This window comes from Pseudomonas sp. F2 (assembly GCF_057174385.1).
The window spans coordinates 5308511-5321864 of sequence record NZ_CM169904.1 but is presented as its reverse complement, the minus strand read 5'-3'; the positions used below and the strand labels follow the sequence as shown (position 1 = coordinate 5321864).

Here is a 13354-nt window from a genome sequence, read left to right as displayed (position 1 = left end):
CCGGTTACAGCAGGTAAGAAAGGCCGACGGTCAAAGCGAAAGCGACCAGCGAGATCAGGGTCTCAAGCACGGTCCAGGTCTTGAACGTCTGCGCGACCGTCATGTTGAAGTATTCCTTGATCAACCAGAAGCCGCCGTCGTTGACGTGGGAAAAAATCACCGAGCCGGCGCCGGTCGCCAGCACCAGCAATTCCGGGTGTGGATAACCCAGACCAATGGCCACCGGCGCGACCACGCCGGATGCGGTGGTCATCGCCACGGTGGCCGAGCCGGTGGCCACCCGCATCAACGCCGCGAACAGCCAGCCCATGATCAGCGGCGACAGGTGAAATTCGTGGGCCAGCCCGACAATCTGATCGGTGACCCCGGCGTCCACCAGAATCCGGTTCAGACCACCACCGGCGCCGACCAGCAAGGTGATACTGGCGGTCGGCGCCAGGCACTCGTTGGTGAATTTGAGGATCGATTCACGGTTGAAACCCTGAGCGATGCCCAACGTCCAGAAACTCAGCAAGGTCGCCAGCAACAGTGCGATCACCGAATTGCCGATGAACAACAGAAACTGATTGAAACCGCTGCCCGGCGTGGAGATCAGGTTGGCCCAGCCACCAATCAGCATCAGCACCACCGGCAATAGAATGGTCGCCATGGTGATGCCGAACCCCGGCAGTTTGTCGCGCGGCTCGCGGTCGAGAAATTGTTTTTCCAGCGGGTTATCCGCCGGCAGTTGAATGCGCGGCACGATGAATTTGGCGTACAGCGGGCCGGCGATGATTGCGGTGGGAATACCGATGGCAATCGCATACAGCAAGGTCTGCCCGACCGAGGCCTGATAAGCCTGCACCGCGAGCATCGCCGCCGGGTGCGGCGGCACCAGCGCATGCACCACCGACAGGCCGGCAACCATCGGCAGGCCGACCATCAGAATCGATACGCCCACCCGCCGCGCCACGGTGAAGGCGATGGGTACCAGCAACACAAAACCGACCTCGAAGAACAGCGGCAGGCCGACCAGAAACGCGATGCAAACCATCGCCCAGTGCGCGTTTTTTTCGCCGAATTTCTCGATCAAGGTGCGGGCCATCTGCTCCGCACCGCCGGACTCGGCCATCATCTTGCCGAGCATCGTCCCCAGCGCCACCACCAGCGCAATATGCCCCAGCGTCTTGCCCACCCCGGCCTCATACGCCCCCACCACGCCCGACGGCGGCATGCCCGCCACCAGCGCCAGACCGATGGAAATCAGCGTGATGACAATGAACGGATTGAGCCGGTAACGGGCGATCAGCACGATCAAGGCAATGATGGCTACGGCGGCATAAATCAGTAGCCAATAGCCGAAGGAAGGCGTCATGCGGTACTCCTCGAAAGGGTCACGTTCGAATGGGTTGTGAAACTCATAAATCATTTCGAGATCGAGTTTTCAAACGCCATGAAAGTAATTTTCGTGGAGAGGTAAGGCGTGTCGCTGTTGGATATGTCTTGTCGCGATTAATGAAAATCGCGGGGCGGGATTTACATGGTTCCCAGGCAAACACAAAAACTTGTGGGAGCTGGCTTGCCAGCGATGGCGGCTGCACATTCAACATATTTGCTGACGGGTGCACCGCTATCGCTGGCAAGCCAGCTCCCACAGGTTCGGTGGTGTCTGGATGGCTGGAGTACGACTCACACCATCTCGTTACGAATCCACTCCACCACCGACGTACGTTTTGGCGCCCAGCCCAGCTGTTCGCGGGCGTGTTTGCCGCGTACGCGGCTGTTGGAGCCGAGGCCGTAGTTGGCCATTTCGTAGCCCCATTCGGCTTCGGCGTCCTGCAGTGGCCAGTCTTGTGGCTGGCCGAGGTTAAGGGCCTGAGCCATCGCGGTGGTCATGTCGATGAACGACGCTTCGCCACTTTCGACGAAGTAGAAGGTGCCCGGCACGTTTTTGGTCAGTGCCAGCAGGTACAGGGCGACGACGTCTTCGATGTGCACGTTGGACCAAATGTTCTGGCCAGTACCAACATGCCGCACCACACCGCTTTTACGTGCTTGTTTGAGCAAACGCGGCAACTGCACGCTGTCGCGCTTGACGCCCAGGCTGTGGCCGTAGATCAGCGTGTTGCAGATCACTGCCGAATTCACGCCGTCCTGTGCGGCGGCGAGGATCAGCTTGTCGATCGCCACGCGCGCCGCCTTGTCGACGGTGGGCTCCGGCAGATTGTCTTCGTAGTAGATGACGTCGCTGGACTTGCCGCCCGAGGCATCGCCGACGATGCTCGAACCGCTGGTGTGCAGGAACACTTTGTTCGAACCGCGCAGGGCGTCGAGCAACGCTTCGACTGCGCCGCGATGGTCACTGCTGGCGGCATTGATCACCGCATCGGCGGCGCGGGCCTGATCGGCCAGCAATGTACTGTCTTCAAGAGTGCCGATCACCGGGGTGATGCCCAGTGCTTTCAGTTCTTTAGCCTGCTCGGCGCTGCGCACCAGGCCGGTGACATTATGGCCAGCCTGGACCAGACCGGTGGCGATGGAGCCGCCGATAAAACCGGCGGCGCCGGTGATGAATACGTTCATGGAGAAACTCCCTGCGTGAATAAGTGATGCAGCGAGTATCGACCGGTCACCCCGATGGAAAAACCCGCCCTCGACCAAATCACTGTTGCGCAGGGGTCACGAATCAGCCTTTGAAATCAGCACTGGCGTACGCCGCGAGTTTGCTCTGGATGAAGTCGAGGAAGCACTGGATGCGCAGCGCCAGTTGCGAGTTCCGGTAGTACACCGCGTTGATCGGCTGGCGATAACCGCTGTTGAACTCCGCCAGCAACACCTTGAGGCGCCCGGCGCGAATGTCGTCGATGGTCATGAAGTGCGACAGGCAGGCAATGCCCTGGCCTTCCAGCGCCAGCTGGCGCACCGTTTCGCCGCTGGAAGCACTGATCGCCGGAGTGATCGGCCAACGGTCACCGTGCACGTAACGCAGCGGCCACTGATTGAGACCTTCGTTGTGGGTGAAACCGAGCAGGGCGTGGTCACTCAAGTCGGCGACCTGCTGCGGCGCGCCGTGCTGCTCCAGATACGCCGGACTGGCGACGATCAGCAGCGGACTGCAACCGAGCGAGCGCGCATGCAACGTGGAGTCGGCCAGGGTGCCGATGCGGATGGCGACATCGGTGCTTTGTTCCAGCAGGTCAATGATCAGGTCATTGCTGTTGAGTTCGAGCTGAATGTCCGGGTACAGGCCACGGAATTCGTCGATGTAGGGCACGATGGCGTGCAGCATGAACGGCGACGCAGCGTTGATCCGCAGACGCCCGGACGGGGTTTGCTGGCGTGAGGACAGACGCTCTTCGAGCGCATCCATCTGATCGAGAATCAGCTTGGCCTGCTCGAAGAAATACTTGCCCTCCTCGGTCAGGTCCATGCGCCGCGTGGTGCGGTTGATCAGCGTGGTGTCGAGCTTGGCTTCGAGCCGCGACAACGTGCGGCTGACCGCCGACGGCGTCTGCCCGACCTGTTCGGCGGCGGCGGAAATCGAACCGCACTCGATCACGCAGACGAAAATCTGCAACTCATCGGATCTGGCTTTCACGGGCGTCCCTTATTGGTCATCGCACAAAATCCATTGTGGAGAGAGAACACCCCTGTGGCGAGGGGATTTATCCCCGATGGACTGCGCAGCAGGCCCCCCGCTTTTTGAGATCAAGATCGGGGGCCGCTGCGCGACCCATCGGGGATAAATCCCCTCTCCACAGTTAAAACCCTCACCACATGAACTCATCTCAAGCCTTGAGAGCAAACACCTCTCTCAGATGCTGCTCATACCGCGCCACATCATTCTCGATGTTCGGCCGCTTCATCACGTCCACACAGAGAAACGTCGGCAATCCGGTCATGCCCAAGAACTCGTTGGCCTTGTGGAACGGGAAATACACCGCGTCGACACCTTTGGCTTCGAAGAAATCGCTCGGGTCGTCGAAAGCTTGCTGCGGTGCATTCCAGGTCAGCGACAGCATGTATTGCTTGCCTTGAATCAGGCCGCCGCTGCCGTACTTCTGCGACGCATCGGAACGAGTCCGGCCATCGCTGGCATAAAGGCTGCCATGACCTTCGGTGAAGACTTCGTCGAGGTACTTTTTCACCGTCCACGGCGCGCCCATCCACCAGCCCGGCATCTGATAAATGATCACGTCGGCCCAGAGGAATTTGGCCACTTCTTCAGCGACGTCGTAACCCTCATCGATGAACGTGGTTTTGACATCCAGGCCACCACGATCCAGCACGCTCAGTGCAGTTTCGTGCAGGGTCGCGTTGTAACGACCGTCGGAATGGGCGAATTTCTTGCCGCCATTGAGCAACAACACTTTTTTCATCAGAACGCCTCGCGCAGCCATTGGGCTGGGGAAAGATGGGAAAACGAATGGCGGCAGGTTAACCACCCATCTCGCGCGGAATAAGCCGCGTCGGCGCAAAATACATTTGATCAAAAAGCACGAATGGAACGCAGATTATTGCAATAGCATTGGCTGCCATCTGCATTTGAGGAGTTGTTCTGATGAGTGAACGCCACGGTTTCATCCTGCACGCCAAGACCCGCCCGGAGAAAGCCGAGGCTTTCGAAGCACTGTTTCGCGCCTATGTCGAACCGAGCCGCGCCGAGCCGGGCTGCATCGAGTACCACATGCTGCGCGACCAGGAAGACCCGACGCTGTTCATCTTTTACGAGATCTGGGAAAGCCAGGCGCACCTCGACGTGCACTCGAACCTGCCGCACATGCGCGAGTTTTTCGACAACCGCATGACGTACCTGGAGCGCGATTTCGATATCCGGCGGATCGACATGCTCAGCGCTTCTTCGGCTAGCCGCTGATCAGCAAATGGGCGCCGAGTGCGCCCAGTCCGATAAAGAACACCCGCTTGAACAACACGGCACTGATGCGCTGCCGCAGCCATTGGCCGAACCCCATGCCCAGCATCGCCGGGATCAGTACCAGCAGCGAGGCAGTCAATTCGCCACTGCCCAGTGCGCCGCGCCAGAACAGGCCGCCGGCCAGCGCCAGGGTCGAGACGGTGAACGACAGGCCCAGCGCCTGCACCAGTTCATCACGCTGCAAACCCAGCGCCTGCAGGTACGGCACCGCCGGTATCACGAACACGCCGGTGGCCGAAGTGATGACTCCGGTGATCAGCCCGCACAGCGGGCCGAGCCACGGCTCATGCCGTGGATTGACCTGCAGGGTCGGCAGCAGCAACCCGCTCAACGCATACAGCAACAACGCCGCGCCCAAGCCGCGCACCACCCAATGCCCGCCCGCCATGCCGATCGACAACGTGCCGACGGCGGTCCCGAGGAAGATCATCAGCAGCAGCGGCCACAGGCGTTTGATCAGCCCTTTCAGATGCCCGCCAAAAGCCAGTTGCCAAACGTTGGTCAGCGTCGCCGGAATGATCAGCAACGCGGCTGCCTGTGATGGGGCCATAGCCAGACCCAGCAGCCCCATCGCGACAGTGGGCAAGCCGAGACCGATTACCCCTTTGACCAGGCCGGCCATGATGAAGGTGGCGATGACCAGCAAGGATAGGCCCAGGCCGAGGTTTTGATAGAAGTCTGCGAGTGCGTTCATGGCGCTACTGTGCGCCTTGGCGGGTGCGCTGAAAATCTGCCATATACTGAGGCTGCCTCTGCCAATACAAGAGGCTGAAACCTGATTGAGACCTCTGGCCTCATCGCTGGCAAGCCAGTTCCCACAGGTTTCAGTGTGGATTACAGATTTTGTGCACAACACACATCCTGTGGGAGCTGGCTTGCCAGCGATAGGGCCCGCCCAGAAATCACGAAGACCAGAGGCTGCCCCCATGCACTTCGACCTCACCGACCTGCGCCTCTATCTGCACATCCTCGACAGCGGCAACATCACCGCCGGCGCCGCCCGCAGTCATCTGTCGCTGGCCGCCGCCAGTGCGCGCATCCGGGCCATGGAGGCTTCGCTCGGCACCGAGTTCCTGCAGCGCGGGCGCCGTGGCGTGAGCCCGACGCCGGCCGGCAAGGCGCTGGCGCAACATGCGCGCGTCCTCCTGCAACAGTCCGAACGCATGCAGCAGGATCTGGCCGATTACGCCCAAGGCGCCAAAGGCCAGGTACGGCTGCTGTGTAACACCACCGCGATCACTGAATACCTGCCAGAAATGCTGGCGGACTTTTTGTGCGAGCATCCCAACCTCGACATCGACCTGCAGGAATTGCCCAGCGCGCGCATCACTCATGCCTTGCGCCAAGGCGCGGCGGACCTCGGGATTGTGTCCGACGCCGTCGATACCAGCGACCTGCAGACCCTGCCATTTCGTGCCGATCCGCTGGTGCTGATTCTCCCCTCCGACCACCCATTGTCTGACGCTGCGCCAGTCCGTTTCAGCGACGCCCTGCAGCATGACTTTGTCGGACTGCGCGCCGACAGCGCGCTGGCGGTTTATCTGGAAGAACAAGCGCTGCACAGCGGCTCGCGGATGCAGATCCGTATCCGCGCCGACGGATTCGACGGGGTAATACGCATGGTCGCCCGAGGTGTCGGGCTGGCAATTGTGCCGCTGGCCGCGGTCGAGCGAAGCGCATTGCGTTCATTCAAATGGGTGGCGCTCAATGAGGCGTGGGCACGCCGCACGCTCATGTTGTGCGCCCGAGACTTCGCTACGTTGCCGAATTACGCCCGCGCGTTGTTACACGCGCTCACTGATCCGCGCGTTTCTGAGCAGTTCGATGTCGAGCACAGACAACTGAACGACGAGCAGGCGCTATAGGGTTCGCCTTCAAATCCTTCTGCCCGGAGTTCCCATGACCGCGACCGCCCCCATCACCGTTCTGCGCGACACCCACCCGCTGCCGGTACTCGATGCCTGCAAATGGGAAAAACTCGAAGGTGACCCGCACACCGTCAACCTCAACGCCTACACCAGCGAAGACGGCAGCAAGATCATGGGCACCTGGATCTGCACCCCGGGCAAGTGGCGAGTCGACTACGTGAAGTGGGAGTACTGCCACTTCCAGGAAGGCTATTGCATCATCACCCCGGACGGCATGGCGCCGATTCACCTGCGTGCCGGCGACATCTTCGTGGTTGAACCGGGGATGAAAGGCACCTGGGAAGTGGTCGAGACCGTACGCAAATATTTTGTCTTTGCCTGATGCAAAAAAGCCGGGAAACCACCCGACGTGATTTCCCGGCAACACCTACTGCATTCTGGCTGACGCCATGGTTGTGGCGTCTGTGAGATTTGTGGCGAGGGGATTTATCCCCGATGGGCGCAAAGCGCCCCCCGCATTGTGTCAGTTGAAACGCAGGCTCAGTGGTTGCGACTGCTACACAGTCGATCGGGGATAAATCCCCTCACCACAAAGTCTGCGTTGCCACAAAAAGTATTGATGTCCAAGTTACTGCGGCTTGCGATAGCTGTTGATGATCGCCGAGAAGTCCTTGCCGCCTTCCCCGCGCTGGCTCATCGCCTGATACAACTGCTGCGCCACCGCGCCGAGTACCACCGGTTGATGCGCCTGACGCGCCGCTTCGGTGGCCAGCCCCAGATCCTTGAGCATCAGCTCGGCACCGAAGCCGCCGGTGTAACCGCGCGAGGCCGGCGCCGTTTCGACGATGCCCGGCCACGGGTTGTACATTTCCGAACTCCAGCAACGCCCGGTGGAGCTGTTGATGATCCCGGCCAGCACCGAAGTGTCGATCCCCAGTGCATCGCCCAGTGCCATCGCTTCGCTGACACCGACCATCGAAATCGCCAGCAGCAAGTTGTTGCAGATCTTGGCGATTTGCCCGGTGCCGACTTCACCGCAATGCACGATGTTGCGGCCCATCTGCGCCAGCACCGGCTGCAGGGTGGCAAACAGTTCCGGAGTGGCGCCGACCATGAAGGTCAGCGTGCCTGCGGTCGCGCCGCCAGTGCCGCCAGAGACCGGTGCATCGGCCATGGCCACGCCCTGTTTGGCGGCAGCGGCGGCCACATCGCGGGCGGTCTGTGGATCGATGGTGCTGCAATCCACCGCTGGCACCCCTTTGCCGATACAGGCCAGCACTCCGTCCTCACCGAGCCAGACGCTACGCACATGCACCGCCGCCGGCAGCATGGTGATCACCAGCTCGGCGTCTTGCGCCGCTTCACGGGCCGAGGCGCGGATGGTGCCGCCCAGTTGCTCCAGTTCCGCCAGCACAGTCTTGTTCAGGTCCACCAGGTTCAGCGAATGGCCGGCCTTGATCAGATTGCGCGCCATCGGCGCGCCCATGTTGCCCAGACCGATAAATGCGATTTTCATGGCCAGTCCTCAGCGCAGGTTGATGGTGGTGTTCACGCCGTCGTTGACGCTGTCGTCATCGAACCAGCGCGCCGTGACCGTTTTGGTCTGGGTGTAGAACTGCACCACTTGCTTGCCATACGGGCCGAGGTCGCCCAGTTTCGAACCGCGCGAGCCGGTGAAGCTGAAGAACGGCACCGGCACCGGAATCGGGATGTTGATGCCGACCTGGCCGATGTCGATTTCACTCTGGAATTTACGCGCCGCCGCACCGCTCTGGGTGAACAGGCCCGTGCCGTTGCCGAATGGGTTGGCGTTGACCAGCGCAATGGCCTGATCAAGGGTGTCGACTTCCAGCACCACCAGCACCGGGCCGAAGATTTCCTGGGTGTAGATCTGCATGTCGGTGGTCACGCCCGAGAACAGGGTCGGACCGACGAAGTTGCCTTGCTCGTAGCCCGGCACCTTGATGTCACGACCATCAAGTTCCAGCTTGGCGCCTTCCTTGATACCGCTTTCGATCAGATCGAGAATTCGCGCTTTGGCTTTCTTCGAGATCACCGGGCCGACATCGGTGCCCGGCTCGCTGCCGGCGTTGACCTTGAGTTTCTGCGCCAGCGCTTTCAGGTCCGGCAGCCACTGTTTCGCCGCACCGACCAGCACCACCACCGAGGTAGCCATGCAACGCTGCCCGGCGGCACCGAAACCGGCGCCGACCAGGGCGTTCAGCGCTTGCTCGCGATTGGCGTCCGGCAGCACCACGGCGTGGTTCTTCGCGCCCATCATCGATTGCACGCGTTTGCCGTGCTTGCCGGCCAAGTCGTAGACGTGAGTACCGACTGCGGTCGAACCAACGAACGATACGGCTTTGATGTCCTTGTGGGTGCACAGGCCATCAACCACGTCTTTACCGCCGTGCACCACGTTGAGCACGCCCGCCGGAACGCCGGCCTCGATCGCCAGTTCCACCAGCAACATGGTCGACAGCGGATCCTGCTCCGAAGGTTTCAAGACGAAGGTGTTGCCGCAGGCGATGGCCATCGGGAACATCCACAGCGGAATCATCGCCGGGAAGTTGAACGGGGTGATGCCGGCGCACACGCCGATCGGCTGGCGCAGGGTGTAGGTATCGACGCCGCCGGCCACGTTTTCGGCGAACTCGCCCATTTGCAGGGTGCCGATGGAACAGGCGTGCTCGACCACTTCCAGGCCACGGAAAATGTCGCCCTCAGCGTCGGCAATGGTCTTGCCCTGCTCGGCGCTCAGCACCACGGCAATGCGCTTGGAGTGCTCGCGGATCAGCGCCTGCAGTTTGAGCATGATGCGCATCCGCGCGCCGATCGGGGTCAGTTTCCAGGTCTGGAAGGCGCGGTGTGCGGCACGGATGGCGGCATCGACTTCAGCAGCGGTGGCGAACGGTACTTTGGCCAGCACTTGCTGGGTCGCCGGGTTGACGATGTCGTGCCACTCAGTGGTCTGCGATTCGACCCACTCGCCGTCGATCAGCAGATTGACCTTCTGGACCGTGGTTTCGTTGGGCGTAAGCGATGCGTTCATGCTGGTCTCCGAAACTTGTTTTTATCGTAGGAGCCAAGGCGAAAGGGTTCGCCTTGAGATGAGGCGTGTGTCACGAATTGGTTGTCGGACTGTTTTTGGAGTATAGATGTGCAAACTTCTAATAAGAACGCACATATAAGCCCGTCCATCATGCAAAAAAACATCACCTCCCTGGGGTCGCTGAACTGGGACGACCTGAAGTTTTTCCTCGAAGTCGCCCGCACCCGCAAGGCCAGCACCGCGGCCAAACGGCTCGCCGTCGACTACACCACAGTGTCGCGGCGCATCAGTTCGCTGGAAGCGGCATTGGGTACGCTGCTGTTCGAAAAATCGCGCACCAGCGGGTTTGTGCTGACCACCGAAGGCCAGCGTCTGCTGGGCTACGCCGAGTCGATTGAAAGCACATTGCACATGGCCTGCGAGCAGGTCTCCGGCTCCGGTGTGGCACTGTCGGGCCATGTGCGCATGGGCTGCACCGAAGGTTTCGGCAGCTTTTTCATCACCCCGCAACTGAGCCATTTCGTCGACGCCTACCCGGCAATCTCGGTAGACATCCTGCCGCTGCCGCACTTCATCAGCCTGTCCAAACGCGAAGCCGATATCGTTATCGCGCTGGAGCGCCCGGAGCACGGCCCGTACGTGTGCTGCAAACTCTGCGACTACCGCTTGCAGCTGTACGCGACCCAGGACTACCTCGACCAGCACCCACCGATTCGCCGCCCGGCCGATTTGGGCAAGCATCAATTCATCAGTTATGTGGATGACCTGGCGTTCAGCTCGGAGTTGCTGTACCTGGCGAACGTGCTGCCTGGCGCCAGCGCGAACCTGCGCAGCACCAGCGTGATCGCGCAGTTCGTCGCAGCGCAACAAGGGCGCTCACTGGCCATTCTGCCGTGCTTCCTCGCGGCGCAGGATCCGCGCCTGCTGCCGGTGCTGCCCGAAGAAATCGACATCACCCGGCAGTTCTGGATGTACTGCCGGGAGGATCTGAGGAAGTTAAAGCGCATCACCCTTCTGTGGGATTACATCCGTGAGGTGACCGAGCGCAATCAGGCGCTGTTGATGGGGCAGACGCGGGAGATGCAGTTTGCCGATTAATCGGCGCTGACCACAATCGACACCCGACGATTCTCGGTGCGTCCGGCGGCAGTACTGTTGGATGCCACCGGCTCGCTGCTGCCCAGTCCGCGCAACTGGATGTTCTCTTCCTTCATGCCGACGGTGGTCAGCACTTTGGCCACACTCTTGGCCCGGCGCAGCGACAATTGCTGGTTATAGGTCTCTTTGCCCGAGGCGTCGGTATGACCGTCGACCCGTACGCGCTCAATGCCGACCCCCAGCAGCGCCTTGCCGATGCGTTCGACGATTTCGGTGCTTTGCGCGTTCAAGCTTTCGATATCGCTGCCAAACAGCACTTTGCCTGACAGGCCAAACTCCCAGCCTTCGTCGGTTGCCTCGAAGCCTTGTTGTTTGAGGACGGCGATCTGCGCCGGGGTCAGGCCTTTTTGCGGTGCGGTCTGACAGCCGGTCAGCGCCAGTACGGCGATCATCAGCAAGGCGGAAAACAATCGAGCGGGAAATGTGAACACGGGAATCAGCTCCTGGTTTGCAGATTGACAACCGGGCTCTCCGACCCGGCAGTGAATTGAGCACCACGCGACAGGCGTTTGGCCTGGTACATCGCCGCGTCGGCGGCGTTGAGCAAGGCACCTGGCGTGGCACCATGATCAGGGAAAACCGCAATGCCGATGCTGAGCGACGTCACCACACTGGTATCGCCCGGCAGCGCGATGGGCATGTCCATGCTGTCGAGAATCTTGTCGGCAATACGCTCGGCGTCTTCGACCTTGTGCAGCGGCGCAAGCAGCACGGCAAACTCATCGCCGCCGAGCCGCGCCACCAGATCCTCTTCACGCAGCTGCGCGCGGATCCGATTGGCGACCGCCACCAGCACGGCATCGCCGGCAGCATGACCGAAGTTGTCGTTGATACCTTTGAAACGGTCACTGTCGAGAAACAGCACCGCTACCCGCTCGTTGAGTTTGCCGGCATTACGCAGAGCACGAATCAATCGGCCCTCGAAAAACGCCCGGTTCGGCAAGCCGGTGAGGCTGTCGTGGCTGGCCTGGTGGGCGAGGGTTTCGTTCTCACTCTGCAGGTGGGTTTGCCAGGATTCGAGTTCGTCGAGCAACGCATTGAAGTCGTTGCCCAGATTATCGAGCTCGGCAATCTGCGCCGGCGGTACTCGCCGATCCAGCGCGCGCTCGCTGCGCGCGGCGTGGGCCACCGCGGCGAGGCTACGCAGCGGTCCGGTAATACCGCGTAATTGTCGACGCGCGAGATAAAGCGCGACCCAGGCACTGATGGCGGTACACAGGATGATCCCTGCCAGACCGCTCAGCAAAAAGCGCATGAGACTGCCGCCATGACCGACCAGCAGAATGTGACCGATTTCGCGCTCCTGATGCACAATCGGCAGCCTGACCGGCTTTTCCAGAACGGTACGCGTGATCTGCATTTCCAGTTCGGTAAACAGGCCGTTCTCGGGCCGCTGCCAACGCGCCAGCACCTGACCTTGCGCATCGAACACCTGCGCGTCCGCCACCTCTTCGGTGGACGCAATCAAGGCCAGCGCTTCAGTCGCGGCGGCCTTGTCGTTGAACACTACCGCCGCTTCCACGGTGTAGCTGATCGAGCGCGCAATGAGCTGCAAGTTGTGATCGGCGTACACCCGCAGCGCGAGAACGCCCAGCAGGGTCAGCGATACGCTGGCCATCGTCACGGCTACCAGCGCCACAATCAAATGGCCACGGCCAATGACCGATCCCAGCGTCGGGCGGCTTCCAGAACGGAACAGTTTCATGGCGCCGCCGGTTTGCGACGCGACAATTGCAGTACGCTCGGGTGGATGCGTACACCGCTGCGCGCGACAGAGTCGAGGTTGACCTCGAAGGACACCTGTTCATCGCCGACGCGCAGGCAGAACAGGCTGCCGACCGTACACTGATCGCCTCCTTCGCTGATGCTCAACACCGGGTGACCGATCAATGAAGCAAACAGCCGACTGCGCTCATCCGCCGTGAGTTTGCCGATGTACACCGCATCGCATTCGCTGACGATCGCCGGGTTGTCGGCCAGCAGTCGGCGTACGACGACCGGCCGACCAGTGGCCTGCGTGGTGCCTTTGACCAGATCGTCGGTGTATTCGGTAGGGCCGACGATGCACAGGCGCAATTGCGCAGGTTCAACCGGCCAGCGTGCATAGCTGAGAATGCCGAGCACGACCTGCGTCACCGCTTGGGCGCGTTGCTCGGCCATGCCCGCTGGCGTTTGTGGCTGCGCGATGGCAGCGCCCGCCAGCAAACAGAGCAGACCGACAAGCAATGCGTGCTTGCAGCGAACCACGCGCTCTGTCGCCCAGACAGCCACCTTCATGCAGGGATTCTCTTGGATCGTACCGAAATGATGCCGCAACGATAGCACAGCGAAGTAACACCAGCGAGACAGTGTCTTCTGACC

Annotated in this window: 14 protein-coding genes; 4 read left to right on the top strand and 10 right to left on the bottom strand. The window is 61.1% G+C overall.

Going from position 1 to position 13354, the window contains the following annotated elements:
* Positions 1 to 4: 4 nt before the first annotated feature.
* The 4 genes from AC193Q_RS23880 to mdaB all read right to left on the bottom strand — a co-directional run bounded on the left by AC193Q_RS23880 (position 5) and on the right by mdaB (position 4358).
* Positions 5 to 1354: a GntP family permease gene (locus AC193Q_RS23880; RefSeq protein ID WP_483878874.1), complete on the bottom strand. Its 1350-nt coding sequence runs from the start codon at positions 1352 to 1354 to the stop codon at positions 5 to 7.
* A gap of 314 nt (positions 1355 to 1668) precedes the next feature.
* Entirely contained in the window at positions 1669 to 2562 is an 894-nt protein-coding gene (locus AC193Q_RS23875) for an NAD-dependent epimerase/dehydratase family protein (protein ID WP_483878873.1), read from the bottom strand.
* A 103-nt stretch (positions 2563 to 2665) separates the two neighbouring features.
* Positions 2666 to 3577 carry a LysR family transcriptional regulator gene (locus tag AC193Q_RS23870; RefSeq protein ID WP_047291117.1) on the bottom strand — a complete coding sequence of 304 codons (912 nt, stop codon included), beginning with the start codon at positions 3575 to 3577 and terminating at the stop codon, positions 2666 to 2668.
* Positions 3578 to 3767: 190 nt separating this feature from the next.
* Positions 3768 to 4358, bottom strand: coding sequence for an NADPH:quinone oxidoreductase MdaB (mdaB, locus tag AC193Q_RS23865; RefSeq protein WP_483878872.1), 591 nt, complete (start codon positions 4356 to 4358; stop codon positions 3768 to 3770).
* A 182-nt stretch (positions 4359 to 4540) separates the two neighbouring features.
* On the opposite strand from mdaB, the gene AC193Q_RS23860 reads away from it, so the two are divergent.
* A complete protein-coding gene (locus tag AC193Q_RS23860) occupies positions 4541 to 4855 on the top strand; it encodes a putative quinol monooxygenase (protein WP_047291115.1) in 315 nt (104 codons plus the stop codon).
* Here the strand turns inward: AC193Q_RS23860 and AC193Q_RS23855 are convergent.
* Positions 4845 to 5609: a sulfite exporter TauE/SafE family protein gene (locus AC193Q_RS23855; protein ID WP_483878871.1), complete on the bottom strand. Its 765-nt coding sequence runs from the start codon at positions 5607 to 5609 to the stop codon at positions 4845 to 4847. The two genes, AC193Q_RS23860 and AC193Q_RS23855, sit on opposite strands and share 11 nt — an antisense overlap.
* 232 nt (positions 5610 to 5841) lie before the next feature.
* On the opposite strand from AC193Q_RS23855, the gene AC193Q_RS23850 reads away from it, so the two are divergent.
* Positions 5842 to 6780, top strand: a complete 939-nt coding sequence (locus AC193Q_RS23850) for a LysR substrate-binding domain-containing protein (RefSeq protein WP_483878870.1) — start codon at positions 5842 to 5844, stop codon at positions 6778 to 6780.
* Between the two features lie 34 nt (positions 6781 to 6814).
* A complete protein-coding gene (locus tag AC193Q_RS23845; protein ID WP_003221437.1) occupies positions 6815 to 7165 on the top strand; it encodes a cupin domain-containing protein in 351 nt (116 codons plus the stop codon).
* Positions 7166 to 7411: 246 nt separating this feature from the next.
* On the opposite strand, the gene mmsB is transcribed toward AC193Q_RS23845, so the two are convergent.
* Positions 7412 to 8299 (bottom strand): 3-hydroxyisobutyrate dehydrogenase, encoded by an 888-nt coding sequence (gene mmsB, locus AC193Q_RS23840; protein ID WP_483878869.1) that lies wholly within the window; start codon positions 8297 to 8299, stop codon positions 7412 to 7414.
* 9 nt (positions 8300 to 8308) lie between these two features.
* A complete protein-coding gene (locus tag AC193Q_RS23835) occupies positions 8309 to 9835 on the bottom strand; it encodes a CoA-acylating methylmalonate-semialdehyde dehydrogenase (protein WP_095667607.1) in 1527 nt (508 codons plus the stop codon).
* Between the two features lie 150 nt (positions 9836 to 9985).
* Here AC193Q_RS23835 and AC193Q_RS23830 point away from each other — a divergent pair, with 150 nt between their 5' ends.
* Entirely contained in the window at positions 9986 to 10933 is a 948-nt protein-coding gene (locus AC193Q_RS23830) for a LysR family transcriptional regulator (protein ID WP_483878868.1), read from the top strand.
* Here the strand turns inward: AC193Q_RS23830 and yfiB are convergent.
* From yfiB to yfiR, 3 genes are read right to left on the bottom strand one after another with little or no spacing between them, the layout of a single operon-like run.
* Positions 10930 to 11385 (bottom strand): outer membrane lipoprotein YfiB, encoded by a 456-nt coding sequence (gene yfiB / locus AC193Q_RS23825; RefSeq protein WP_182403736.1) that lies wholly within the window; start codon positions 11383 to 11385, stop codon positions 10930 to 10932. The two genes, AC193Q_RS23830 and yfiB, sit on opposite strands and share 4 nt — an antisense overlap.
* A 44-nt stretch (positions 11386 to 11429) precedes the next feature.
* Entirely contained in the window at positions 11430 to 12698 is a 1269-nt protein-coding gene (gene dgcN, locus AC193Q_RS23820) for a diguanylate cyclase DgcN/YfiN (protein ID WP_095667609.1), read from the bottom strand.
* Positions 12695 to 13270 (bottom strand): regulatory sequestration protein YfiR, encoded by a 576-nt coding sequence (gene yfiR / locus AC193Q_RS23815; RefSeq protein WP_047291107.1) that lies wholly within the window; start codon positions 13268 to 13270, stop codon positions 12695 to 12697. Before yfiR ends, dgcN begins: the two co-directional genes overlap by 4 nt.
* Between the last annotated feature and the right edge of the window lie 84 nt (positions 13271 to 13354).